Here is a 24,459-nt window from a genome sequence, read left to right as displayed (position 1 = left end):
TCGCACCAGCTGACCGCGGGCTCTTACGGGTCCGCGGTCAGTCGCGTTTCGCCGCCTCGGCGAACGGGCCGAGGCAGCGCGGCTTCCCCGACCTGATCCGCCAGAGGGTCAGGCCCTCGGTCACGGTCGCCACCTTGTCGCCGGACCGTGAGTCGTAGGACCGGGCCACCCCCCGGTAGGCCTTGTCGTCCTTCAGGAACGCGTTGGACACCCCGGCGCCCAGGACGGGGGCGTTGCGGCCGAGGGCGGTCCCCAGTGCCTTCGCCGTCCAGTGCAGGACGTCGTACGACTCCACCGCGTACCGGTCGACCGGATCCGTGGCCGCGAGCCGCCAGCGCCTGCGGTACGCGGCGGCGAACTCCTTCGCGGACGGGACCGTGTCGGGGTCGGTGAACCCGGCCCCGAAGAACCAGCCCTCGGCGGCCGGACCCGCGGCGGCGAGGAACTCCGGCCGGAGCACGGCCTGGACGCTGCCGATCGGGCCCCGGTACCCCCGCCGCTCCAGGGCCTGGGCGCACAGGGCGGCCCGGCGCGGCGAGGTCCCCAGGTACATCACGCCCGTCGGGGAGGCGGCGAGCGCGGCCCGGACCGCCGAGTCGAAGTCCTCGCTGTCCGCCTCGACCGGGTACGCGGTGACCGTGCCTCCGGCGGGCGGCTGCATCGAGAGGGTCCGGACGGCGAACCAGCTGTACGTGCCGGCCGCCCGGTCCTGGATGGCGGCGGTGCGGCCGAGGCCGTGCTCCTGGAGATAGCGCTTGAAGGCCACGGCCATCAGGTCGGGATAGGGCAACGCCTCGAAGTACGTGCGCAGTTCCGGTGACTGGCCCCGGATCTCCCCGTCCGGGACCGACGCCACCACGCTCATCACCGGCACCTTCGCGTCGACGAGCACACCCGCCGCCTCCTTGGCCGTCCCGGTGGTCGTCGGGCCGAACACGGCGGCCAGGGAGGCGTCCTTGAGCAGGGCGCGCGCCCCGGCGGCGGCCCGCTTGGGGTCTCCCCCGTCGTCGGTCACCTTGAGGACCAGGTCGAAGGGCCGGTCGGCGCGGGCGTTGAAGGTCTCGGCGGCGAGCCGCAGACCGCGCTCCTGGGCGCGCCCGTCAGCCTGCGTGGGGCCGCTCAGGTCGGTCAGGACGCCGAGCGTGTACGCCGAGCGCACGCCGGCCGCGCCTCCGCCGGAGCCCGCGCCGGAGCCCGTACCGGAGGGGTCGCGGCCGAGCAGCCAGGCGGTGAGCCCGCCCGCGCTGGCGACGGCGGCGGCGGAACCGGCGATCAGGAGGCGGCGGCGGGAGGGTCCCGCCGCTTCCCCGCCCGGCACGAGCAGGGTCGGGTCGGCGACGGGCAGGTCGAGGACGCGGGCGGAGCTGTGGGCGATCAGGGCGGGCAGTCCGGCCGGGAGCCAGTCGCGGGCGGGTCCGTCGGCGGCGCCGAGCCGGGCCCGTACCTCCGGGGCGGTGGGCCGCGCCGCCGGGTCCTTGGCGAGGCAGGCGGTGACCAGCGGGAGCAGGGTGTCCGGTACGTCGTCGAGGTCGGGCTCCTCGTGGACGGTGCGGTAGACGACGGCGGCCACCCCGCCCGTACCGAAGGGGCGGCGGCCGGTCAGCGCGTACGCGAGGACACAGCCGAGCGAGAAGACGTCGCTGGCCGGTCCGACCTCTCCCGCGCCCTGGACGCGGGCCTGTTCGGGGGCGAGGAAGCCGGGCGTGCCGATCATCGCGTCGGTGGCGGTGAGCGCGGTGGCGCCGCTGACCCGGGCGATGCCGAAGTCGATGAGCCGGGGCCCGTCGAGGGCGAGCAGGACGTTGCCGGGCTTGACGTCCCGGTGGACGAGACCGGCGGTGTGCATGCCGTCGAGGGCGTCGGCGAGCCGCGCGCCGAGGGCCCGTACGGTCGGCTCGGGCAGGGCGCCGTGCAGGGCGACGGCCTCGGCGAGCGAGGGCCCGGGCACGAACTCGGTGGCCAGCCACGGCTCCTGGGCCTCCGGGTCGGAGCCCAGGACCCGGACGACCCAGCGCCCGGTGATCCGCTCGGCGGCCCGCGCCTCGCGGCGGAAGCGTTCGCGGAAGCCGGGGTCGGCGGCGTGCTCGGCCCGGATCAGCTTGAGCGCGGCGAGCGCGCCGCCCCCGGACCGGGCGAGGTAGACCACGCCCATGCCGCCCGCGCCGAGCCGGCCGAGCAGCCGGAACCCGGCGATCGAGGAGGGGTCGGCCCTCTTGAGCGGCTGCACGGTCAGGTCTTCTTCTTCGTGTCGGGCTTGATGGGCGCGCCGGGCGCGGAGCCGATGTACGCGTAGGCCCCGTTCCGCACCGCGTACACGAAGGTGCCGCCGCCCGTGAGCTCGCCGGTGCCGGCGAACGCGTATCGGCCCATGGCTCCGATGTACGTCTGCGCGCGCAGCTCGTCCCACAGGCCCTTGCGGGTGAGCGGGCCCTTGGCGGCACGTTTGGTGAGCCGGTCCAGGACCAGGTCGACCACGTCGAAGGACTCGCCGGTGTAGTAGGCGGGGGTGGTGCCGTAGCGCTTGCGGTGGGCGTCCAGGAAGTCCTGGGTGAGCTTGCGGTCCTCCGCCTTCTCCTTGGGGTCGACGGCCCGTCGGACGGGGTCGACGACCGGGGCGCAGACGAACCAGCCCTCGGCGTCGGCCCCGGCCTCCTTCAGGAAGCGGGACCCGAAGACGTTCTGGCCGGTGAACCGGGGCCCGGTGAAGCCGAGTTGCTTCAGGGCGCGGGCGGCGAGCACGGCCGTGGAGCGCACGCCGCAGTGGACGTACGCGTCCATGCCGGCGCCGATCATCTCCTCCAGGACCGGGCGGTAGTCGGTGACCCGGCCCGGGATCACCCGGAAGTGCGGCGTGATGCCCGCCTGCTTGTAGCCGAAGCGGACGCCGCCGGTGTACTGCCAGCTGTACTGGTCGTCGGTGCGTTCCTGGAGGACGCCGGGGCGCCGGACCTTCGGCAGCAGCGTGGTCGACCAGGCGAGGTAGGTGCCGGCCACGACGTGGTTCGGGATGGCGCGGAGCACGGTCGTGTTGGGCGGGCCGTCGCCCCGCAGGGTGAGCAGGTGGTAGCCCGCCGAGGTGGTGAGGAGCGGGATACCGGCCTCCTCGAAGGCGGGGAGGGCCGCCTGGCCGGTGTCGTCGGAGGTGGGGCCGAGGACGGCGAGCACGGAGCGGTCGGAGGTGAGCCGCCGGGCGGCGGCGAGGGCCCCGGTGCGGTCCCCCCGGTCGTCGGAGACCTTGAGTTCGAGGGTGAAGGGCTTGCCCTGGTGGGCGGCGTTGAACCGCTCGACGGCGAGCCGGGCGCCGCGTTCCTGGGCGCGGCCGATCTCCTGGGCGGGTCCTGACAGGTCGGCGAGGACGCCGATGGCCCAGGTGTCGCGGCGCTGCGGCGCGGGGGGCTTGGCGTCGCCGCGGGAGTTCCACAGGGCGTACGCGCCGCCGCCCGCCGCGAGCACGGCGGCGCCCGCCCCGAGCGCCAGGAAGGCGCGGCGGCCGGGCTTGGCCGGGGGCTGCGGGTCGGTGCCGGGGGCGGTCGGGTCGATGTCGGGCAGCGCGAGCATGGCCGCCGAGCGTTCGGCGATGGTGGTGACGACGGGCGCGGGCAGCCAGTCGGCGGCGCTGCCGGGGGCGTCCTCGGTGAGCCGGGCGGCGACCTCGGCGGCGGTGGGCCGGTCGGCGGGGTCCTTGGCGAGGCAGGCCGTCAGGAGCGGGAGCAGGTCTTCCGGTACGCCGTCGAGGTCGGGCTCGTCGTGGACGGTCCGGTAGAGCAGGGCGTCCGGGGCGCCGCCGCCGAAGGGCGGGCGGCCGGTCGCCGCGTACCCGAGGAGGCAGCCGAGCGCGAAGACGTCGGCGGGCGGGCCGATGGCCTCGGCGCGGGCCTCGGCCTGCTCGGGGGCGAGGAAGCCCGGGGTGCCGACGACCATGTCGGCCGAGGTCAGCCCGGTCTCGCCGGTGGCGCGGGCGATGCCGAAGTCGATCAGCCGGGGGCCGTCGATGGCGAGCAGGACGTTGCCGGGCTTGACGTCCCGGTGGACGATCCCGGCCGCGTGGACGGCGGTGAGCGCGCGGGCGACGGTCCCGCCGAGGATCCGTACGCTCCGCTCGGGCAGCGGCCCGTGCGCGCGGACGGCCTCGCCGAGGGAGGGTCCTGGGACGAAGGCGGTCGCCATCCACGGCTCGGGCGCGTCGGGGTCGGCGCCGGTGACGGGGACGGCCCAGGGGCTGACGACCCGGCGGGCGGCCTCGACCTCGCGGCGGAAGCGGGTGCGGAAGTCGGGCTGGTCCGCCTGGTCGGCGTGGGTGACCTTGACGGCGGCGAGCTCGCCGCTGTCGGTGCGGCCGAGGTAGACGACGCCCATGCCGCCGGCGCCGAGCCGCCCGAGGAGGCGGTAGCCGGCGATCGTGGACGGGTCGGCGGGGAGGAGCGGCTGGAGCGCGCCGGGCCGGGGGGCGGGGCCGGGCTGGGGGCCGGGCTGAGGACCGGGCTGAGGACCGGGCTGGGGGCCGGGCTGGGGGCCGGGCTGGGGGCCGGGCTGGGGGCCGGGCTGGGGGCCGGGCTGGGGGCCGGGCTGGGGGCCGGGCTGGGCCGTGGGGCTCACGACTGGACTCCCAACTGCTTCTTGACGCGGTCCTGCATGACGATGCTGGCCCGGGCCTGGGCGGTGGTGACGTCCGCCTCGGTGTAGCCGGGGCCGCCCTTGACGACGACGGCGACGGTGGCCTGCCCGACGCGGCTCTGCATCCAGGTGTAGAACTGCGGTCCCTTGAAGGCGTCGTTGAGGTACGAGCCGCGCTCCAGGAGGGTGTCGACGGCGTACGTGTTGTTGCTGACGCCATAGGGGACGGCGAGGGAGATGAGGCCGGAGATGCGCTCGCCCTGGCGCAGTTGCTGCTCCGGGCAGCGCAGCGCCTCCTCCAGGGTCCCGGCCATCTCCCAGTCGGCGTCGGACTCGGTGCGGTGCACGGTGACCGTGGCGGCCACCCGCAGCGGCCCCTTGCGTCCCGCGGCCGGGATCTCGCTGTAGGCGGTGACGCTGTAGAGGACGTCGCGGGGCAGGGCGCGCTCCTCCCAGGTGCAGTCCCCGTCGAGGACCGGCCAGGCGCCGGGGTCGCTGAGGAACCGGGCCCGCTTGACGTACTCGGGCCCCCAGTCGTCCGGCCCGGCGACCGTCGCGAGGGCCAGCCGCTGCGCGGCGGCGGTGTCGCGGGGCGCCTTCGCGGGGTCGGGGGTGAAGTCGGGTCCGGTGGGGGTGGGCGTGGGGGCGGGGGTGCGCGTCGCCGAGGCGCTCGCGCCCGGGGTGGCGGTCCGGGAGGGTTTCCCGTCGCCGCCTCCGCCGCCCGAGGAGCAGCCCGCCAGGAGCAGCACGCCCGCCGCCGCCAGCACGGCTCCGGCGCGTAACCCTCGTCCGCCTGTGTCCCTCACGATTCCCCCACGGTCGCTCACACGATCCCCCGGTCGGTGAAGGAGATCGTACGGCTCGGGGGATCAACTCGCGCGCCCTACCGCGTCATTGGGACGCCCCGCGCACAGTGTCGTCACGCTCCCGGGCGCCCCACAAGATCCGTCAGGACCGTATGGCGATACGGGCATGACAGCTCGCCCCGCGCGGCGCTACCTTCGACGGGACAGCGCGGCGCAGGGCGGGGAGGTTCGGTGAAGGACGACAGCGAGGCCCGGGCAGGGCTCATGTACGGGATCGGCGCCTACGGGATGTGGGGTCTGGTCCCGCTCTTCTGGCCACTCCTCAAGCCCTCGGGCGCGGTCGAGATCCTGGCCCACCGGATGGTCTGGTCGCTCGTGGTCGTCGCCCTCGCGCTGCTGGCGCTGCGGCGCTGGAGCTGGCTGCCCGAGCTGATACGCAGCCCGCGCAAGCTGGGCCTGATCGCCGTCGCCGCGGCCGTGATCAGCGTGAACTGGGGCCTCTACATCTGGTCCGTGAACAACGGGCAGGTCGTCGAGGCCTCACTCGGCTACTTCATCAACCCGCTCGTCACCATCGCGCTCGGCGTCCTCGTCCTGAAGGAACGCCTGCGGCCCGCCCAGTGGGCGGCGGTCGGCGTCGGCTTCGCCGCCGTCGTCGTCCTGTCCGTCGGCTACGGCCGGCTGCCGTGGATCTCCCTCACCCTCGCCTTCTCCTTCGCGATCTACGGCCTGGTGAAGAAGAAGGTCAACCTCGGCGGCGTGGAGTCGCTCGCCGCCGAGACGGCCGTCCTGTTCCTGCCCGCGCTCGGCTATCTGGTCTGGCTCGGCGCCCAGGGCACGCTCACCTTCGGCGCCCACGGCACCGGCCACGCGGCCCTGCTCGCCTCCACCGGCGTGGTGACCGCCGTCCCCCTGATCTGCTTCGGCGCCGCCGCGATCCGCGTCCCGCTCTCCACCCTGGGCCTGCTCCAGTACCTGGCCCCGGTCTTCCAGTTCTCGCTCGGCGTCCTCTACTTCCACGAGGCGATGCCGCCGGAGCGCTGGGCTGGCTTCTCGCTGGTGTGGCTGGCGCTGACGATCCTGACCTGGGACGCCCTGCGCACGGCCCGGCGCAGCCGGGCGGCGGTGGAGGCGGCGACGCGGGAGGCGACCCGGGAGGCGACGGCCTCGCCCCATGCCCCCGCGCCCCAGCCGGCCGCCGAACGCGCGTAGGGCCCCCGGCCCCACGGGTCAGGGAGTCCGCGGCTCCCGCGCGGGGGTGGTGAAGACATCGGTGGCGGCGGCGGTCCAGTACCCGTCGGCCAGCGGGCGGGCCGCCGTGAGCCGGGCCCGCTCGGGCCCGCTCGGGCCCGGGAAGGTCGTCGGGCAGCGTCAGCCACGGCGTGAAGCGCCGTACCCAGGTCTCGGCATGCCCAGGCGGTCGAGCATGCCGCCCTGCTCCCATCGGGTCGGCGACATGGTCGACGACGGCGAGCATCAGGGCTTCCTCGGTCGGGAAGTGGTACATCAGCCCCGGCTTGGTCAGCCCGACCTGGCGCGCCGTGCCGTCCAGGGTGATCGAGCCGCCGCCTGCCGAGGGTCCGCCCCGTACGCCGGGGACCGGGACGCCGGGGACCGGGCAGCGGAATCGGACGTACGCGAGGAGACCGATGATGAGCAGCACGCCCGCAGGTCGCACCGTGATTCGAGGCGGCACCGTCGTGACCATGGCGCCCGGCGCGCTCGACATCCCCGACGGCGCCGTGCTCGTCGAGGGCGACGAGATCGTGGGGGTCGGCCCGGCCGAGGAGTTCGCCTCCGTCGACGCCGAGGTCCTGGACGCGGGCGGCGGCGTCATCATGCCCGGGATGATCGACACGCACCGGCACATGTGGATGGCGCTGCTGCGCGGCGAGTCGGCCGACATGTCGCTGCTCACGTTCCTCGACACGCTGCACGACCGGTGCGGCAAGGTAGTCGACGCCGAGACCCTGGCGCTGTCCACCCGCGTGAGCGCCATCGAGGCCGTCAACGCCGGCGTGACGACCGTGCTCGACTACTGCGACGCGGTCAACTCGCCGGACCACGCCCGCGCCGCCGTCGACGCCCTCGCCGCCTCCGGGGTCCGCGCGGTCCACGCGTACGGGATGCACGCGTACGACGAGGGCGTCGCCACGTTCAAGGACCACGGCGAGCGCCTCGACGACGCCCGGCGCCTGCGCGAGGAGACCCTGTCGGGCGACGCCGGCCGGGTCACGATGGCGCTGGCCCTGAGCCTGCTCGGCGCCGTGCCCTTCCCGCTGACCGAGGCGGAGGTCGCCCTGGGCGACGCCCTCGCGCTCCACACCGCCTCGCACAGCCATGCCCTGTGGGGCACCGTCTTCACCACGGGGGTACGCGAGCTGCGCCACCGCGGCCTGCTGCGCCCCGGGCAACTGCACATCCACTGCACCAACCTCACCGACGGCGAATGGCGCGCCCTGGCCGAGGCGGGCGCCAAGGTGTCGATCGCGCCCGAGACCGAGCTCCAGATGGGCATGGGCCACCCGCCGATCCGCAGGAGCATCGAGCACGGCTTCCTGCCCTCCCTGAGCACCGACGTCGCCACGGCCGGCTCCGGCGACCTCTTCGCGCAGATGCGGCTCGCGCTCCAGTTCCAGCGCTGCGTCGACAACGACGCCTACAACCGGCGGGGCGAGATGCCGGTGAACCTCACCTACAGCGTCCGGGACGCGCTGACGTGGGCGACCCGGGGAGGCGCCGAAGCGCTCAACCTGGGCGACCGCGTCGGAACCCTGGAGCCCGGCAAGCAGGCGGACGTCATCGTGGTCGGCGGCGCCCACCCGAACCTGCTGCCGCGGCCGACCCGCCCCGAGGCGGTCGTCCTTCAGGCGGGACCGGCCGACGTGGACCTCGTGATGGTCGCGGGCCGCGTCCTCAAGCGAGCGGGCCGTCTCGTCGACGTCGACCTGCCCGCCCTCGGACACGCCGCCGAGAACGCGCGCGACGCGTGGGTACGGAAGGCGGGCGGCCTCGTGCCCGCGCCCGCCGAGCAGATCCTCCGGCACAGCGCGGAAGCGGACGTGTGGGCGGCCGCGAACCTGGCGCAGGCGTTCTGCGGAACGCCGCCGGGCTGACCGCCCCCCGGCGGGCGCGCCGGTCGCGGCCTCCCGCCGACTGTCAGACGCCTCCCGTATAAACGGCCCCATGACAACGCCACCGCCACCGCCACCTCCGACACCGCCAACTCCCGTGCACTGGAAGCTGGTCGTCGACTGCGCCGACCCGCACGCGCAGGCCGCCTTCTGGGCCGCCGCGCTCGGCTACCGGGAGGAGGACCACAGCGCGCTGATCGCCCGGCTGCTGGCCGCCGGAGCCGCCCCGGCCGAGGCCACGCTCACCGTCCGAGGCCGCGCCGCCTGGCGGGACCTGGCCGCCGTCCGGCACCCGGACGACCCCTTCGACCCGGCCTCGGACACCGGCCTGGGCCGCCGCGTCCTCTTCCAGCGCGTCCCGGAGCCGAAGACCGTCAAGAACCGCCTCCACCTGGACCTCCACCCCGCACCGGGCACCCGGGAGACGGAGGTGGCCCGGCTGACGGCCCTCGGCGCCACGGTGCTGCGGGAGATGGCGGAGCAGGGCGGGAGCTGGACGGTGATGGCCGACCCCGAGGGGAACGAGTACTGCGTGCACTGAGCCCGGCCGACGGCACCCGTCAGAAGAACCAGCCGGGGGTCTCCTGGTACGCGGGGTTCGGGTACTGGCAGGCGTCGGCGGCGACGTGCGCGTAACGGGCCTCGGTACGGGCGGCGATGCCCGCGCCGACGTGGTCCAGGCCGTCGGCGCCCACGACCGCGATCAACGCGACCGCCGCGTAGACCAGGGGCGCGGTCAGCCGGGCGGGCGGGTCGACGACGAGGTGGAGCACGCCGATCGCGCAGGCCAGGAGGGCGCCGAGCAGGACGAGGGCGACGACGGCGAGGATGACGGTCAGCGAGCCTTGGTCGTGGCAGAGGGCGTAGGTGCGCGGGGGCGCCACCTCGAAGGGCAGGCGCTCGTAGACGGCGGCCCCGACGAGGAGCGCGCCGCCGACGGGGAGCAGCGCCCATCGGCGGGAGCCGGTCCGGGCGCGCTCGGCAGTGACCTGCATACGGGTTCCTTCCGACGGGGCCGGGCGAGCGTAGCCGATGGGCGCGCGGGCCGGGCAAGGGCCGAGGGGGCCACCGGGCATCAACGGCCCGCCGTGGACGCCGTGTTACCGCGATCGGCCGGACTCCCGACCTACAGTGACCGAATGATCCGCATCTGCTTCGCCGGCATCACCGGCTGGACCGCCCCGCCCATCCTCGCGGGCATCGCCCACGCCACCGACCTGGAGCTGGTCTCCGGGGTCTCCCGCTCGGCGGCGGGCCGCCCGCTGACCGAGGTGGCGGGGGTCCGCTCCGAGGGCACGGTGTACGGCTCGGTCGCCGAGGCGCTCGCGGCCGAACCGGCCGACGTGCTGATCGACTACACGAGCGCCTCGGCGGTACGGGCCAATGTCTGGGCGGCTGTTGAGGCGGGCGTCCACGTCGTCGTCGGCTCCAGCGGCCTCACCGCCGAGGACTACGCCGAACTCGACACCCTGGCCCGCGCGCGGGGCGTCGGGGTGATCGCGGCGGGCAACTTCTCCGTCATGGCGGCGGTCCTCGCCCGCGCCGCCGAGCTGGCGGCGGAGCACCTGGACCACTGGGAGATCATCGACTACGCGAGCGCCACCAAGCCCGACGTACCGAGCGGCACCGCCCGCGAACTCGCCGAGACCCTGGGCTCCACCCGTACCCCCGAACAGGGCGTCCCGCTGGCCGAGTTGCACGGCCCGGTCGAGGCGAGGGGCGCGGACGTGGCGGGCAGCAGGGTGCACTCGGTGCGGCTCCCCAGTTTCGTGGTCAGCACGGAGGTCGTCTTCGGCGGCGACGGCGAGCGCCTCGCCCTGCGCCACGACGCAGGCCCGACCCCCGACCCGTACACGGCGGGCACGTTGCTCGCCGTCCGCCGTGTGGGCGACACGACGGGGGTACGGCGGGGGCTCGGCTCGGTCCTCTTCGGCTGAGGCGCCGAGTCGCCGGCACGCCCGAGGCCCGGCCCCTTGAGCGGGGCCGGGCCTCGAACCGTCGTCGTCCCGACGCTACGAACGCCGTGACCTGCGGCCGCTCCTACGCAGCAGCACTCCCGCCGCGATGCAGCCCACGGCGGCGACTCCCGCCACGAGGGCCGTCGTACCGGTACTGGCCAGTCCACCGCCGCCGCCACCGTCGCTGGGCGCGGGAGCCGGGCTGTGGGTGGGACCGGGCGTGTGGGTCGGATCCGACGTGGGGGTGGGATCCGGCGAGCCGGTCGGGTCGGTGGTGGGGTGCGGGGTGGGGTCGGTGGTGGGGTCCGTGGTCGGGTCGGTAGTCGGATCCGTGGTCGGGTCCGTGGTCGGGTCCGTCGTGGGATCCGGCGTCGGGTCCACGGTCGGGTCGACCGTCGGATCCACCGTGGGGTCCGGGGTCGGGTCCACGGTCGGGTCCGGAGTCGGATCCACCGTCGGGTCCGGCGTCGGGTCTACCGTGGGGTCCGGAGTCGGATCCACGGTCGGATCCGGGGTCGGGTCCACCGTCGGATCCGGGGTCGGGTCGACCGTCGGGTCCGGAGTCGGATCCACGGTCGGGTCCGGAGTCGGGTCCACCGTCGGGTCCGGAGTCGGGTCCACCGTCGGATCCGGCGTCGGATCCACCGTCGGATCCGGCGTCGGCTCCGGCTCCGTCACCGACGTCACCGTCGCGTCGTCCTCATTGTTCGACAGATCCGGGTCCGGGGTGTCCTCGGATCGGGCGACCACGTGGTTGGTCAGCTCGCCCGTCGCGTTCACCCGCGTCTCGACGGTGAGTTCGGCCGTGGCTCCGGCGGCCAGCTTGCCCACCGCCCAGATGCCGGTGGCGGCGTCGAAGGAACCCGTACTGGTCGTCCCGGAGACGAGTTCGAGCCCCGCCGGGACCGTGTCGGTGACCGTGACACCCTCGGCGTCCGAGGGGCCGTTGTTCTTCAGCGTCACGGTGAAGCGGGCGGTCTCGCCCGGCGCGACCTGCTCGTCCACGGCGGTCTTGGTGACCGCCAGGTCGGCGGCGGGGCCGACGGGCGTCACCGTGGTGTTGGAGGTGACGGTGAGCGTCCCCTCGTGGAGCGGGTCGGCGTAGCCGGTGGTGGCGGTGTTGTCGACGGTGCCGCCGACGGCCTCCGTCAGGACCTTCACGCGGAACGACACGACCGCCCGCTCCTCGGGCTGGAGGCTGCCACCGCTCTCCGCCGTGGCGCCCGCGCCGAGCCGGAACCGTACGGCGTCCCCGCGCAGTTCGGCGCTGTCGTCACCGGCCGCGTCGGTACGCTGCCCGGCGCCGGCGCCCTGGACGACCTTCAGCGAGCCCGGCACGTAGGCGCTTCCCTTGGGCACCACGTCGTCCAGGACCACGTCCACGGCCCGGTCGCCGCCGCCGTTGCGTACGTCGAGGGTGTATTCGAGCACGTCACCGACCTGCGCGGGCGAGTGGTCGTCCGTATTCGTGACCGACTTGGTGGTGACGAGGCACGGCCCGGTGCCGAAGCTGATGCCGTCGAGGAAGTTGCCGGTGGTGGGGTCGCCGTTCGCGGTGGAGACCGCGCGGAATCCGAACCGGGTCGTGGTCTGCCCCTCGGGCACCTTGTACGTCCCCGAGTGCTCGCCCCACGCGTCCTTGCCGTCGGTGAGCTGCCCCTGGGAGGCGAGGCTCCCGCCGGGCGCGCCGATGAGCACCTCCATGGTGTCCTGGCCGGTGCGGCCCCGGTGGTCGAGCCGCCAGCGCAGTACCTCGCCGGGGGTGGTCGCGACCTCCTGGTAGAGGGTGGAGTCCTCGTTGGCGTTCAGCTCGGCGAACTGACGCCCCTCCGCCGCCGGGACGCCCTTGTAGCCGCTCGACCAGAGTTCGATCTTGCGGTCCGTCTCACTGGTCTCCCAGCCAGGGACGGTGCTGTCGGCCACGAAGCGGAACGTGTTGTCCGGAATGGCCGGCTGCTCGAAACCGCCGTTGGTGAGGGAGACGGTCCCGTCGCACGCGGTCGGCGACGGGTCGGCGGCGGCCGCCGTGCCCGTGATCGCTCCCACGGAGGCCACGGGCAGCACGAGCAGGGATATCGCGGTGAGCCCGCCCAGCCCGGCCCTCAGATTTTTCCTACGCATAATCAAAGGAGCCTAGGGCGACCATCCGGCCCCCCGTTCCCGCGTTCGACCTCCCCTTACGGGGCCTCCAGCCCCACTTGGAAGGCCTTTGGACCCGGAAGCGTCAGACGACGCGGGAGAGGAAGACGCCCAGGATCCACAGCAGGAGCACGGAGCTCACGATCAGCGCGGCGAGCACGGATCCGTCGCGGTAGCGGCGCAGGGTCCGGGCCGCGAGGACGATGGAGGCGACGGGGCCGCCGAACGTGAGGACGACGCCGAGCACGGCGCCGGCGCCGAAGAGCCCGATGCTGCTGATCAGCACTCCCAGAGCGGCGGCGGCGACCATCGAGGGCATCCCGAGCAGCCAGACCCACACCCTCCGTCCGGCGAGCTCGGCGGGGAGCGGGCCCCGGCCGTCCGGCTTCGGGTACGTCGGCGACACCACGGGCATCACCGGCGGCACCGGCGGCGCGGGCGGAACCGGCCCCACCGGCTCCGCCGGACCACCCCGCGCCTCGGCCACGGCCTCCGCCAGAAAGTGGGCGAAGGTCCCGTCCCGGTCGATCTCGTCGCCCAGGACGGACACCACGATCCCGAGGCTCCCCTCCCCGGGCTCCGCCCGGAACCGGGCGAGGGCGGCGGCCCCGAGCTCGCTGGTCCGCAGCCGGTCCTCGACGAGCAGCCGAACCCTGGCCGGGCCGACGCCGTCCCCGCCCTCCGTCAGCAGCAGTAACGCGAGCCGTGCCAGTTCGCTCCCGAGCACCGTGAACTCCCCCTCAGAACCCCAGCTTCAAGGCCACCGAGCGTACGGGCCCGACCACCCGGCCGAACAGATGCGGGAGGACGCGTCAGGGGCGCGGCACGGTGAACAGGAAGCAGCCGTACTCCACAGCCCTCACGTGCACGAAGGCGACGTCCGGGTCCGCGAAGGCGTCGTCGAAGCCCCGGTCGAAGCCCTCGGCGGGCTCCTCGGGGATCTCCAGGAGCCGCCCGCCGGCGATCCGCCCCTGGGCGTCGTACCGCCGCAGGGTGCGCAGCGCGCCGCTGCGGTCGAAGGGGTACGCCTTGGGGTCCTCGTCCGGCGCGCCGCACTCCTCGGCGTGGATGAACACGGGCCCCTGCTCGCTGTACGCCCCCGGGTCGACCCCCGCCCCGGCGGCCCACCGGCGCAGCGGGGCGTACGAGACGAGCGCGATCCGATCGCCCGCCACCGCGCCGCGCAGGCAGCACCGCAGGGGGCTGCCGACGCCGTCGTCGTCGGTCACGGTGTAGGGGACACAGTCCCGCCCGGCGTCGTCGCTGCGGCGCAGCTCGGCGAGGGCGGTGGGCGGGATGGGCTGTGCGGTGTAGGTGGTTGCCATGCGTCCAGAGTCACGCGCACGCGGCCTGGACGCTGGCGCTATTCGGACGCGGAGCTCAGGAACGCGGTCCAGGCCCCGGGCCCGAAGCCGAGGGCGGCGCGGGCCCGGTCCTTCGAGTCACGGACGTGGACGGTGCCGGGGGTGGCAGCGACTTCGACGCAGTCTTCACCGCTGCTGTTGCTGCTGTGGCTGCTCTTGAGCCAGTCGAGGGCGACTTCGACGCAGTCGTCACCCTCGCTGCTGCTGCTGTAGCTGCTCTTGAACCAGTCCACGGTCCGCTACTCCCCCGAGGCGTACGCCACGAAACCGGCCCAGGAGTCGCGACCGAGCGCGAGGCGCGGGCCCTCGGTGTCCTTGGAGTCGCGGATGTGCACGGTGCCGGGGGTGACGGCGACCTCGATGCAGTCGTTGCCATCGCTGCTGTCGCTGTAGCTGCTCTTGAACCAATGCCGTGCGGAAGTGGCGCTCATGTCTCTCCCAGCAGTTGCTCGATGAAGTCCCGCGACTCCGCAGGAGTGAGGGCTTTGGACCGGATGATGCCATAGCGAAGTTCCAGGAGCCTGAGCCGTTTGAGGTCGGTGACCGGGCGGCCGTGGAAGTCGCCGTCCATGCGCCCGACGGCCGTGCCGTCAGCGAATTTCAGGACTGCGATGGGTCCTCCGGTAGCGGGATGGTCGGCACGTTCGGTCGGCATCACCTGGATCTCCACGTGCGGCATCTCGCCTACCGCAAGCAGATGTTCGAGCTGCCGACGCAGTACCCCCCTCCCGCCAACAGGCCTCCGCAGCGACACCTCTTCCTGGATGAAGCTGAACTCCGGCGCCGGACTCTTCTTCAGTACCGAACTGCGGGCAACCCGCGCCGCCACGTACCGCTCCAGTTCGTCCGGACCGTACGCCGGACGCCAGGTACGCATGATCGCCCGCGAGAACTCCTCGGTCTGAAGCAGACCGTGGATGTTGTAGCTGCTGTACATGCAGAACTCGACCGCTCGCCGCTCCAGCTTCACGAGATTCCGGATCCGTTTCGGATAGCGGACCTCCTCGATGTCCTTCTTCATCTCGGCGACAAGCCCGTTCGCCCCCAGGACCGCGTCGAACTTGTCCAGGAACTCCGGGCGCGGGATCCGATCGCCCCGCTCCAGTTTCCGAATCATGTCCTCGCCGTAGCCGGTCAGGCCGCCCATCTCGGCAGCCCGCAGCCCCTTCGCCTCTCGCCACGCCTTCAGCGCGCGGCCGACCCCGGCCAGGATGGCCTTCCCCGCTTCGTCGTCCGGGTCGACCTCCCAGCCTTGCTTCACGACGACGCCGTCCGCTTCGTCCACGCTCATTCGCGCCCACCTCCTTGTGGCGGCCCCTACCCGGTGCGACGTCCGAGACAGGCAAGACAGCGCCGGACAGTCTCGGGACAGTGACCGTACGTAATGACCTGTTCGATGGGCAGCGTAAGCACACCCCGCCACCCTGGGTGACATGAATCAGGAACCAACCCAACTCTTGGCGTCCGTACGCCAATTCGGAATCCAGCTCTCCGCCACCCGCCGAGGCGCCCGCCTCGCCCGCCTCCTCGCCGTCGAGCAGCTGCGCTCGTGGGAGCTGGAGCCCGTCGCGGAGACGGCCGCGCAGATCGTGGCGGAGCTGGCGGCCAACGCCGTGACGCACGGGCGGGTGCCGGGCCGGGACTTCCGGCTCGGGCTGTACGCCGCCGCGCACACGCTCCGTATCGAGGTCACGGACACGAGGGGTGACCGCCTCCCGCGCGTCGGCAGCCCCGGCGAGGCGGAATCGGGGCGCGGGCTGCTGCTCGTGGCGGCGTTCGCGGGGAGTTGGGGCGTTCGGGTGGGGCCCCCGCCCAGGAAGACCGTCTGGGCGGAACTGGCCCTGCCGTAACGGCCCGCGTCGCGGGCGTCCACGACGCGGAGGGCCACGACGTAAAGGCTTTAAAGAACCGGGGGAAATACCCTCCCAACCCCTCCAGCCTCCCCGAGGCGGCCCGTCACTCGGTCGAGTGACTTGCGCCAACTGGGCTGGATTTCTGCCCGGTTGCCTGGCATATGCTCACGCCGACAACCCCACACATACGTCGGCCCCCGGCCGGGACTGCGAATCCCGATCGAGGGCCTGACCACCGAGGAAGCGAAACCTTCCCGATGGATACGAAGAAGACTAGCGCGCCCGCGCCCGCTTCCGGGCTCGTACACGTCAATGTCCGCCTGACGACCCGCTACACGGTCATCAGCAACGACGTCGCCCTGCACCGCACGCTGTCCCTGACGGCGAAGGGCCTGCACGCCTACCTCCAGGCACTCCCTCCGGGCGCCTCCGTCGGGATCAAGGCCATCGCGGCCGTCCACGCGGAGAGCGAGCTGCGGGTGGCGGCGGCCCTGCGGCAGTTGGAGGCGGCCGGCTGCCTGAAGCGGACCAGGGAGCGCCTCCCCGACGGCCGCTTCGTGCCGCGCACGATCTCGTACAACCGCCCGGGGGCTGAGCCCGACCCCGTACGGAAGACGGGGAAGCCCGTAGGGGCTCGGAACCCCAAGGACAAGCCCGAGCCCCCGCCGCGCTCGGAGCCCCCGGAGCCGTCGGACCCCCCGGCCAGGCCGCACCCGCTCCCGCCGCCGCCCCCGCCGCTCGCGGAACGCGACCACCCCGCCGCCACCCTCCTCGCAAGCCTCCGCGTCCACGACCCCCGCCTCCTCCTCGGCGAACGCGACATCGCACGCCTGGCCCCGGACGTAACGGTCTGGCTGGACAGAGGCGCCCACCCGGAAGCGGTGCTCCGCACGCTGACGGCGGCACTCCCGGCCAACCTGGCCCACCCGGCCGCCCTCCTCGCCCACCGCCTCACCACCCTCCTGCCCCCACCCCTGCCCCCGACCCCCGCACCGGCACGCCATGGCGGGTGGATGACGATCACGTCCCCCCGCTCGCCATTCCCGGAGTGCGACGACTGCGGGCGCCCCTTCCGGGGCACGCCGGGCCCGGACGGCCTGTGCGCCGACTGCCGCGAGGATCAGGCCCGTACGGGTGCGGGTACGGCGGCGGCCTGACCGGTCGGAGCCCCGGCAAGGAACGGGCGCCTTCGCTGCCGAAGAGCGGCGATGACGGGGAGCCCGGGCGGGTGGGAGCGTGCGGCGCATGGCGAACGGGGAACTGACGGCGGCCGGGACATGGGCGGCCCGGGGGCTGGTCGTGCTGGGCGGGGCGTTCGTCACGGTGTTCATGGTGTGGATGTGCGCGCGGGCGTGGAGCGCGGTCGGGACGGGGATGGGGATCGGCAGTGAGCGGGGGCGGTTCGTCGCGACGGCCTGCGAGGTGGAGAGCGGCGGCAAGGGAGGGCCGCTTACCGCGTGCACCGGCACGTTCACGTCCAACGACGGGCGTACGGTCGTGAGCGGGCGGCTGGCGGCGGCGGGCGCGGACAGCATGGCGCCCGGGGACTCGTTCGACACGCGCTGCGGCACCACCGGGGGCACGTGCGAACGCGCGGGGGCGCTCGACGTGGCCGCGCTGGTCGCCGGCGCCCTCGTGCCCACCGTCGTGACCCCGATCCTCCCGGTCGCGACGTGGAGCCTGGCCCGCCATGTCCACTCGGGCCCCGCCCGGTGAGCCGTCACGCGCCCTGGGCGGGCTCCGTGGAGGCGAGCCAGCGGGCGTCCTCGAACTCGGCGGGGACCTCGTCCTCCCACGGATCGATCCCGCGGCGCTCCAGTTCGTCGAACCACCGGTCCCGCTGCGACTCGGGGAGACGCCGTCCGCACCAGGGGCAGAACTCGATGGTGCTCGTCGCCGTGCCGCCGTCGTGGATGATCAGCCCGTACTCCTGGAACTTGGCGCTGAACGCGACCAGCGCGTCCGGGCAGGAGAAGGGGTCGGCGTGCTGGTCGCAGGCCACGTTCACCTGCCGGTTCATCGTCTCGCAGCAGTGGTTGGTCATGACCTCGGGCGTCTCGTCGTCGATCGATACGGTGGCCAGAAGTAGACCATGGTCGGTGCTGATCGCCGAGTGGATTACGGCGCCACCTCGACGAGGTCGAGGAGGATACGGCGCAGGGGGTGCGGAGTTGCTGGGGGGGGGCAGCCAGGCGCTCCGGTGACGCCCGCGACAGCCGCGCAGGTGGCCAGCTACGTTGTGGGCGTGACCTCCATAGACATCGTCGCAGGGCTGGGCGCGTTGATGTGCGGCTTCGTCGCCGTCGCCTGCCTCGCCAGCGCGTGGGTCGGCTTTCGCCTCATGGTCCGCGGCAAGCGGATCAAGGCCGAGGTGGTCGGTGTTCGTGAGGAGAAGGACACCGACGGGGATCCCCGATACTTCCTCGTCGTCGCCTTCACTCCGCCGGGGGGTGCCCGAGTCGAAGCCGAATCCCTTACGGGCAAGCCCCACCCGCCCGAACGACAGGGCCCCCGGCAAAAGGTCGGTGTCGTCTACGACCCAGCCCGGCCGACCAGAGTGCAGGTCGACGGATATCCCCAGGAGAGCATCTTCATGGCTCTGCTGGCCGCGTCGTGCAGCGGAGCGCTGACCGCGATGTGCGTCAGCAAGTTGCTCTCCTGAGGGAGCCGGGTCGGCCTCGACCGCGCGCGCCGAGTGGCGGTTCCGGCCAAGCCGCGTCGGTCTTCGTCTCGGTCGTGGACGCAGACCCTAGCCTGAGGTGCCAGGCATTGAACTCCCGTGGAGGCGGTGTCCCTTGAACGGTCCCGAGAACGTCAGGCGCGACAAGGCCGACCGGGCCGATCGGGCCGACCGCGAACGTACGCCCGTCGGGAAGCAGCCACCGACCCGCGCCGTGGAACCGCAGGGCCTCATGGGCCTCCAGGCCACCGCCGGCAACGCCGCCGTCGTCCAGATGCTGCGGCTGGCCGGGCACCCCGCGGCCGCCTCGGTGCGGCGTTCCGCCGTACACGGCGTCCTGCGCGCGCCGGGGCGGCCGCTGGACGAGGCCACCCGTACCGACATGGAGTCCCGACTGGGCGCGGACTTCTCCGACGTACGTATCCACACCGACAGCGCCGCGAAGGCATCCGCGGCCGAGGTCGGCGCCCGCGCCTACACCTCCGGCAGCCACGTCGTCATCGGCGACGGCGGCGCGGACCGGCACACCCTCGCGCACGAACTGACCCACGTCATCCAGCAGCGGCAGGGCCCCGTCGCCGGGACCGACAACGGATCCGGCCTCAGGGTCTCCGACCCCTCCGACCGGTTCGAGCGCGAAGCCGAGACCAACGCCGCACGGGCCCTTGCGGGCCCCGCACCCGACACCGTCCAGCGCGCCGGGAGCGAGACGGCCGGCCCCGTACCCGAGGCCATGCCGGCCGTGCAGCGCTACACCACGCGGCCGGTCACGACCGGCGGCGGAGACGGCCCGCACTTCCAGACGCAGGCCCTGAGCGGAGTGCTGGACGACAACGACACCGCCGGCCAGCTGCCGTACGCGATCGACCACGTGGTCACCGCCCACGCGGCCACCGCCGCCACGCAGGTGCGCGTCTCACAGGACTTCTCACTCGCCGTGATGGAGAGCGAGGAGGAGCCGAAGGAGTTCTACGCCACCGCGGCCCGCCTCACCGAGGCCAACGAGGCCCTGGCGAACGCCGGGAGCGCGATCGAGCTCATACGGGTCGGGAACACCACGATCACCGTCGACGACGACGGCACGCCCAGGACCCTTCAGAAGGTGACCGCGATCAGACGCGGCGGCGCCTTCCGCGCCGAGCAGTTCGCGAACCTCGTGGAGCACCAGTGCGTCCGCGTCGCGGGCGGGGTCATCGGGATGGGGAGCTGGGTCAGCCGCGAGGGCGATCCCCACCTCGCACCGGCGCCCCAGAAACACACCACACCTGACGGAACGGTCCTTTCGGCGAAGGAGCTCGCCGGCAGGCTGCTCTACGGCCCGAACGGCCAGGCGGGCGACCCGACAACTCTCGGCGAGCGCTACGGCCTGGCGCACGCGGCCGGAGGGTTGCAGGGTGCCCAGGAGCTCGGCGCCAACGAGCACGCGGCCCCGTCGATCGGCGAGGCCTTCGGCATCTATTCCATCGGCGAGAACGGCAGGTTCGACCAGATGGACTACGCAGCCCCCGGCGGCCCCCAGGTACCGGGGGGCCTGACGTGGAACCTCCACTTCGCGGGCGTGGTCGCCCAGGCCGGCGGCGACCGCGTGACCCTGGAGAACTACACCAGGGGCGACAACTTCAGCGACGCCCAGCGCATGCTCTACAACGAGCTGGTCGTCAACTACGAGGAAACCTTCACGGCGAAGATCAACAAACTCTTCGGCAAGCCGGACTACCCGCAGAACCCCGAGGGCATCGATTTCATGCGGCTCCTGCAAGAGCTGGTGGAGAGGGAAGCGAAGAAAGCGGGGCTCGACGCGAAGTCGGAGTACACCCGGCTCTCCAAGGACGTCCAGGCGCCGACCCGCTGGTTCTTCCGCATGTACGGGACCGATCAGGGCCAGTCCTTCCATGAGCAGCAGTACGGCGGCGGCCAGAACATGATCATCAACCCGCTCACCACGCGCACCCGAAAGCCGCCGCAACCGGCGGGCTAGGCCACAGAACATCAACAGAACGGCAACGGCTGCGAGTTGGGGGCGCCCTGTGATGCACAATCACCCTGCCCGATCAGGGCGTACACCGTGCATCACCAGGGGGAAACCATGAACGCCGTCGTCCGCACCAGCTCCAGACGTCCCGCCCTTCGGCGGACCTTCGCCCTCGGCGCCGTGACCGTCGCCGCGCTCCTCGCGACCGCCGCCTGCGGGCCCGGCTCTGACGGTGCCGCCGCCGGGGGCAAGGCGTCGGACCGGGCGACAGCCACGGACTCGGCCAGCCCCACGGACTCGGCCGGTCCCTCGGAGTCGACCAGTGCGACGACCGCGCCGAGCCCGTCGCGTTCGAGCGCGCCGCCGAAGGCCAGCCCCAGCAGTGGCGGCGGCGGTGGCGGCTCGCAGAGCTCCGAGGTCGGGCTCTGCACGCACCGGGACCTGTCGTTCTCCGCGAAGAGCTACGACGTGCCGGGCGAGCCGGTCCGCCACATCATGCTCGTCGCCACCAACACCAGCGGCCGGAAGTGCGACCTCCAGGGCGCCCCCGAGGTCACGCTCGGCAACGCGAAGGGCCCGACCCCGGCCAAGCGGGCGACCGACCCGGGCGAGGTACTCACGCTCGCCCCCGGCGGCAAGGCGTACGCGGGTCTGCTCGCGACCGGCGGCCACAGGGACACGTACGACGTGAAGTCCATGACCATCGGCCTCGGCAGCCCCGGCGGCGAGGCCGAGCCGGAGAAGCCGGTGGCGCTGCGGATGCCGGTGGCGTCGTTCCCGGCGGACGACGGGCAGTTCGTCACGTACTGGGCGGGCACGGAGGGTATCGCGATGCGCCCGGTGACGTCCCAGCCCTGACGCACCCGCGCCGACGACGGGCCGTTCGGCATCACGCCTGGGTGATGTTGACCATCCAGGAGATGCCGAACCGGTCCACGCACGCGCCGAACTCGTCGCCCCACATCTGCTTCGCCAGCGGCACGCTCACAGTCCCGCCGACGGACAACTGCTCCCAGTACCCGCGCAGTTCGTCGGCGTTGTCGCCGCTGAGGCTGATGGTGATGTTGGTGCCGGGGTTGTACGTCATCCCCGGCGGGGTGTCGCTGGCCATCAGCGTGAAGCCGCTCGGGGTCTCCAGCATGCCGTGCATGACCTTGTCGGCGATCGACGGGTCGGGCCCGCCGTACTCACCGAAGGTCCGCACGACCAGCTCCCCACCGAGAACCTGCTGGTAGAACTCCATCGCCTGACGGGCGTCGCCGTCGAAGCTGATGTAGGGGTTGAGGCGCGAAGCCATGGGGACCTCCGGATCGGGATGGATGGATGGATGGATGGAATGAACGGGACATTCGGGGCAAAGATAGCGACTTTCGGTGCGGATTCGTGCGCTTGTGGCCATACAGCGGACTTATGGGCCCATAGGGGGGCAGGGGCTGCCGAGGCGTCAGTTTCGTGACGAGGGTGGGGGCGTTGTCCGTACGTCCCCGAAGAAAACGGCATTCCCTTGAAGCGCATACGCATGACGGTCCCGGTCGTCGCCCTCGCGGCCACCCCGATGCTCCTGGCGGTGGCACCCGCCGACGCGGCGGAGGTGGCGCGCCCCGCCGCCTCAGCCGCCTCCGCCTCCCGCGTCCCGGCGACCGGCCTGGCGGCGGTGCTGACCGGGGTCCCTGCCGAGTTCGTCCCGGGCGGCGACTGGGGGGGAGTTCGACCTCGTGCTGGAGAACACCACGGGGGAGGTGATGGACGCGGACACGTTCGTCCTCGGTATGGAGGTGAGCACTATCTATCCCGATCCGGATCTCGCCCCGTCGCTCATGAGCCTGCAGATGCGTGTCGGCGGCACGTGGCGCGATGCCGATCTGCGGGCGCTGGGAGGACAGCGCGACGTCACCGCGATCCTGCCGATCGGGGGCACGGTGGTGGCCCCGGGGAAGACCACCTATCCGATGCGGCTCAAGTTCACCAAGGACGCGCCGCTCACCGAGTTCCTCCTCGGCCCGCGACCGAGCACCGACGTCAACATCGGCCCGGAGGACTACTGGGAGGCGTCGGAGATCGTGGCCCCGAGCGACCCTGAGGAGAAGCCGAGCGGGGAGCCGAGCGAGGGCCCCAGCAAGGAGCCGAGCCACGAGCCGAGCCGGGAGCCCAGCAAGGGCCCGAGTCAGGACCCCAGCCGCGAGCCGAGCCGAGAGCCGAGCCACTCCCCCAGCCAGGAGCCCACTCCCCGCCCCACCCCCACTCCGATCCCCACCCCCACCCCTACCCCTACCCCCTCCGGCGCCCTAGCCCAGACCGGCGCCGCCCAGTCCCCACCCCGGGCGCTCGGGATCGGCGGCATCGCGGTCGCGCTGGGCGCCGCGTGCCTCGTGGGCGTCCGCCTGCGCCGCCGCCGGCAGAGCTGAGCCCGACCGCCGACAGGAGGTGTCCGTACAGCGAACACCCCTGACCGGATTCCGCCCTTGACGCGATGTCAAACTCTCACTGAACATTCGTCACACACAGCGCAACCGCACAGCTCCAACGCCTCGTGCCTCCCCTGGCCCGAGGCGCTCGTACGTTCCGTCCCATCCCCAGTTCGGAATCCGGAGCCCCCACATGAAAATCTCCGCGAGACTTTCCGCCGTCGTCGGAGCCTCGGCGCTCGTGCTCGGCGCCCTCGCCGGTGCGGCCCCGGCCGCCACCGCCACGACGCAGGCCGTGACCCCGCCCGACATACCCGTGGCCAACGTCAAGCAGCACCTCGCCGACCTCCAGTCGATAGCCACCGCCAACGGCGGCAACCGGGCCCATGGCCGTACCGGCTACAAGGCCTCGGTCGACTTCGTGAAGGCCAAGCTGGACGCCGCCGGGTACACCACCACGCTCCAGCCGTTCACGTACAACGGCGCCACCGGCTACAACCTGATAGCCGACTGGCCGGGCGGCGACCCGAACCAGGTCGTCATGTCCGGCTCGCACCTCGACTCGGTGACCGCCGGGCCCGGCATCAACGACAACGGCTCCGGCTCCGCGGCCATCCTGGAGACCGCGCTCGCCGTCTCCCGCGCCCAGCTCCAGCCCACGAAGCACATCCGCTTCGGCTGGTGGGGCGCCGAGGAGTACGGGATGATCGGCTCGAAGTACTACGTCAACAACCTGCCCGCGGCGGAGCGTTCGAAGATCACGGGCTATCTGAACTTCGACATGATCGGCTCGCCCAACCCGGGCTACTTCGTCTACGACGACGACCCGACGATCGAGCAGACCTTCAAGAACTACTTCGCCGGCGTCGGCATCCCGACGGAGATCGAGACCGAGGGCGACGGCCGCTCGGACCACGCGCCGTTCAAGAACGTCGGCATCCCGGTCGGCGGGCTCTTCTCGGGCGCCGACTACATCAAGACCGCCGCCCAGGCGCAGAAGTGGGGCGGCACCTCGGGCCTCGCGTTCGACCGCTGCTACCACGCGTCGTGCGACACGTCCGCGAACATCAACGACACGGCGCTGGACCGCAATTCCGACGCCATCGCGTACGCCGTGTGGAACCTTTCGAGCGGTACGACGACCCCGCCGACGGGCACGGTCTTCACCAACGACACGGATGTGACGGTCCCGGACAACGGCGCCGCGGTGACGTCCTCGGTGACGGTCTCCGGGGTGACGGGCAACGCCCCGGCGAACCTGGCGGTCGGCGTGAACATCGTCCACACCTACATCGGTGACCTGATCGTCGACCTGATCGCCCCGGACGGCTCGGTCTACAACCTGAGCAACCGGGCCGGCGGCAGCGCGGACAACATCAACCAGACGTACACCGTGAACGCCTCCTCCGAGGTCGCCAACGGTGTCTGGCAGCTGCGCGTCCAGGACAAGGCCGCGGCGGACACGGGCTACATCAACCAGTTCAAGCTGACGTTCCCGTAAGTCACACGCAACAAGAACTCCCGGGTGGGTCGG

General features: G+C 72.9%; 24 protein-coding genes. 12 read left to right on the top strand and 12 right to left on the bottom strand.

Going from position 1 to position 24,459, the window contains the following annotated elements:
* Positions 1-37: 37 nt before the first annotated feature.
* From ABTZ54_RS05050 to ABTZ54_RS05040, 3 genes are all read right to left on the bottom strand, one after another.
* A complete protein-coding gene (locus ABTZ54_RS05050) occupies positions 38-2,227 on the bottom strand; it encodes a bifunctional serine/threonine-protein kinase/ABC transporter substrate-binding protein (protein WP_351657357.1) in 2,190 nt (729 codons plus the stop codon).
* 2 nt (positions 2,228-2,229) lie between these two features.
* Complete coding sequence (locus tag ABTZ54_RS05045; protein WP_351657752.1) at positions 2,230-4,398, bottom strand: bifunctional serine/threonine-protein kinase/ABC transporter substrate-binding protein; 2,169 nt, start codon at positions 4,396-4,398, stop codon at positions 2,230-2,232.
* Positions 4,399-4,592: 194 nt separating this feature from the next.
* Positions 4,593-5,420, bottom strand: a complete 828-nt coding sequence (locus ABTZ54_RS05040; RefSeq protein WP_351657355.1) for a hypothetical protein — start codon at positions 5,418-5,420, stop codon at positions 4,593-4,595.
* 264 nt (positions 5,421-5,684) lie between these two features.
* On the opposite strand from ABTZ54_RS05040, the gene rarD reads away from it, so the two are divergent.
* The 3 genes from rarD to ABTZ54_RS05025 all read left to right on the top strand — a co-directional run bounded on the left by rarD (position 5,685) and on the right by ABTZ54_RS05025 (position 9,095).
* Positions 5,685-6,632 (top strand): EamA family transporter RarD, encoded by a 948-nt coding sequence (gene rarD, locus ABTZ54_RS05035; RefSeq protein WP_502997188.1) that lies wholly within the window; start codon positions 5,685-5,687, stop codon positions 6,630-6,632.
* 440 nt (positions 6,633-7,072) lie between these two features.
* Positions 7,073-8,536, top strand: coding sequence for an amidohydrolase family protein (locus tag ABTZ54_RS05030; RefSeq protein ID WP_351657351.1), 1,464 nt, complete (start codon positions 7,073-7,075; stop codon positions 8,534-8,536).
* A 70-nt stretch (positions 8,537-8,606) separates the two neighbouring features.
* Positions 8,607-9,095 carry a VOC family protein gene (locus ABTZ54_RS05025; RefSeq protein WP_351657349.1) on the top strand — a complete coding sequence of 163 codons (489 nt, stop codon included), beginning with the start codon at positions 8,607-8,609 and terminating at the stop codon, positions 9,093-9,095.
* A 19-nt stretch (positions 9,096-9,114) separates the two neighbouring features.
* Here the strand turns inward: ABTZ54_RS05025 and ABTZ54_RS05020 are convergent, their stop codons facing one another.
* Positions 9,115-9,549, bottom strand: a complete 435-nt coding sequence (locus ABTZ54_RS05020; RefSeq protein ID WP_351657347.1) for a hypothetical protein — start codon at positions 9,547-9,549, stop codon at positions 9,115-9,117.
* Between the two features lie 144 nt (positions 9,550-9,693).
* Between ABTZ54_RS05020 and dapB the strand changes: the two genes are divergently transcribed.
* A complete protein-coding gene (gene dapB / locus ABTZ54_RS05015; RefSeq protein WP_351657345.1) occupies positions 9,694-10,491 on the top strand; it encodes a 4-hydroxy-tetrahydrodipicolinate reductase in 798 nt (265 codons plus the stop codon).
* Positions 10,492-10,566: 75 nt separating this feature from the next.
* Here the strand turns inward: dapB and ABTZ54_RS05010 are convergent, their stop codons facing one another.
* The 6 genes from ABTZ54_RS05010 to ABTZ54_RS04985 all read right to left on the bottom strand — a co-directional run bounded on the left by ABTZ54_RS05010 (position 10,567) and on the right by ABTZ54_RS04985 (position 15,306).
* Positions 10,567-12,633, bottom strand: coding sequence for a CARDB domain-containing protein (locus tag ABTZ54_RS05010; protein ID WP_351657343.1), 2,067 nt, complete (start codon positions 12,631-12,633; stop codon positions 10,567-10,569).
* A 103-nt stretch (positions 12,634-12,736) separates the two neighbouring features.
* Positions 12,737-13,378, bottom strand: coding sequence for a hypothetical protein (locus tag ABTZ54_RS05005; protein WP_351657342.1), 642 nt, complete (start codon positions 13,376-13,378; stop codon positions 12,737-12,739).
* Between the two features lie 85 nt (positions 13,379-13,463).
* Positions 13,464-13,976 carry a DUF1203 domain-containing protein gene (locus ABTZ54_RS05000; protein ID WP_351657340.1) on the bottom strand — a complete coding sequence of 171 codons (513 nt, stop codon included), beginning with the start codon at positions 13,974-13,976 and terminating at the stop codon, positions 13,464-13,466.
* Between the two features lie 38 nt (positions 13,977-14,014).
* Positions 14,015-14,248: a DUF397 domain-containing protein gene (locus tag ABTZ54_RS04995; RefSeq protein ID WP_351657338.1), complete on the bottom strand. Its 234-nt coding sequence runs from the start codon at positions 14,246-14,248 to the stop codon at positions 14,015-14,017.
* Between the two features lie 6 nt (positions 14,249-14,254).
* Entirely contained in the window at positions 14,255-14,446 is a 192-nt protein-coding gene (locus ABTZ54_RS04990; protein ID WP_351657336.1) for a DUF397 domain-containing protein, read from the bottom strand.
* Positions 14,443-15,306, bottom strand: coding sequence for a helix-turn-helix domain-containing protein (locus ABTZ54_RS04985; RefSeq protein WP_351657335.1), 864 nt, complete (start codon positions 15,304-15,306; stop codon positions 14,443-14,445). Before ABTZ54_RS04985 ends, ABTZ54_RS04990 begins: the two co-directional genes overlap by 4 nt.
* Positions 15,307-15,448: 142 nt before the next feature.
* Between ABTZ54_RS04985 and ABTZ54_RS04980 the strand changes: the two genes are divergently transcribed.
* From ABTZ54_RS04980 to ABTZ54_RS04970, 3 genes are all read left to right on the top strand, one after another.
* Complete coding sequence (locus tag ABTZ54_RS04980; protein ID WP_351657333.1) at positions 15,449-15,865, top strand: ATP-binding protein; 417 nt, start codon at positions 15,449-15,451, stop codon at positions 15,863-15,865.
* Between the two features lie 260 nt (positions 15,866-16,125).
* Complete coding sequence (locus tag ABTZ54_RS04975; protein WP_351657331.1) at positions 16,126-17,025, top strand: helix-turn-helix domain-containing protein; 900 nt, start codon at positions 16,126-16,128, stop codon at positions 17,023-17,025.
* An 88-nt stretch (positions 17,026-17,113) separates the two neighbouring features.
* On the top strand, positions 17,114-17,584 hold the full coding sequence (locus ABTZ54_RS04970) for a hypothetical protein (protein WP_351657329.1): 471 nt from the start codon (positions 17,114-17,116) through the stop codon (positions 17,582-17,584).
* A 4-nt stretch (positions 17,585-17,588) separates the two neighbouring features.
* Here the strand turns inward: ABTZ54_RS04970 and ABTZ54_RS04965 are convergent, their stop codons facing one another.
* Positions 17,589-17,912 (bottom strand): DUF6980 family protein, encoded by a 324-nt coding sequence (locus ABTZ54_RS04965; protein WP_351657327.1) that lies wholly within the window; start codon positions 17,910-17,912, stop codon positions 17,589-17,591.
* 201 nt (positions 17,913-18,113) lie between these two features.
* On the opposite strand from ABTZ54_RS04965, the gene ABTZ54_RS04960 reads away from it, so the two are divergent.
* The 3 genes from ABTZ54_RS04960 to ABTZ54_RS04950 all read left to right on the top strand — a co-directional run bounded on the left by ABTZ54_RS04960 (position 18,114) and on the right by ABTZ54_RS04950 (position 21,378).
* Entirely contained in the window at positions 18,114-18,530 is a 417-nt protein-coding gene (locus ABTZ54_RS04960) for a DUF3592 domain-containing protein (RefSeq protein WP_351657326.1), read from the top strand.
* Between the two features lie 133 nt (positions 18,531-18,663).
* Complete coding sequence (locus ABTZ54_RS35680; RefSeq protein ID WP_502997180.1) at positions 18,664-20,526, top strand: eCIS core domain-containing protein; 1,863 nt, start codon at positions 18,664-18,666, stop codon at positions 20,524-20,526.
* A gap of 108 nt (positions 20,527-20,634) precedes the next feature.
* Positions 20,635-21,378 carry a DUF4232 domain-containing protein gene (locus ABTZ54_RS04950; RefSeq protein ID WP_351657324.1) on the top strand — a complete coding sequence of 248 codons (744 nt, stop codon included), beginning with the start codon at positions 20,635-20,637 and terminating at the stop codon, positions 21,376-21,378.
* A 31-nt stretch (positions 21,379-21,409) separates the two neighbouring features.
* Here the strand turns inward: ABTZ54_RS04950 and ABTZ54_RS04945 are convergent, their stop codons facing one another.
* The gene (locus ABTZ54_RS04945) at positions 21,410-21,817 is read right to left on the bottom strand and encodes a VOC family protein (RefSeq protein ID WP_351657322.1); all 408 of its coding nucleotides are present in this window, start codon (positions 21,815-21,817) and stop codon (positions 21,410-21,412) included.
* Positions 21,818-22,235: 418 nt separating this feature from the next.
* On the opposite strand from ABTZ54_RS04945, the gene ABTZ54_RS04940 reads away from it, so the two are divergent.
* Both ABTZ54_RS04940 and ABTZ54_RS04935 read left to right on the top strand, forming a co-directional pair.
* Positions 22,236-22,925 carry a hypothetical protein gene (locus ABTZ54_RS04940; protein ID WP_351657320.1) on the top strand — a complete coding sequence of 230 codons (690 nt, stop codon included), beginning with the start codon at positions 22,236-22,238 and terminating at the stop codon, positions 22,923-22,925.
* Positions 22,926-23,118: 193 nt separating this feature from the next.
* On the top strand, positions 23,119-24,426 hold the full coding sequence (locus ABTZ54_RS04935; RefSeq protein ID WP_351657318.1) for a M28 family metallopeptidase: 1,308 nt from the start codon (positions 23,119-23,121) through the stop codon (positions 24,424-24,426).
* The last annotated feature ends 33 nt before the right edge of the window (positions 24,427-24,459 follow it).

The organism is Streptomyces sp. NPDC094032 (assembly GCF_040303965.1).
Taxonomy (GTDB): Bacteria; Actinomycetota; Actinomycetes; order Streptomycetales; family Streptomycetaceae; genus Streptomyces.
The sequence above is the reverse complement of the archived record's forward strand: the minus strand, read 5'-3'. Positions and strand labels throughout refer to the sequence as shown.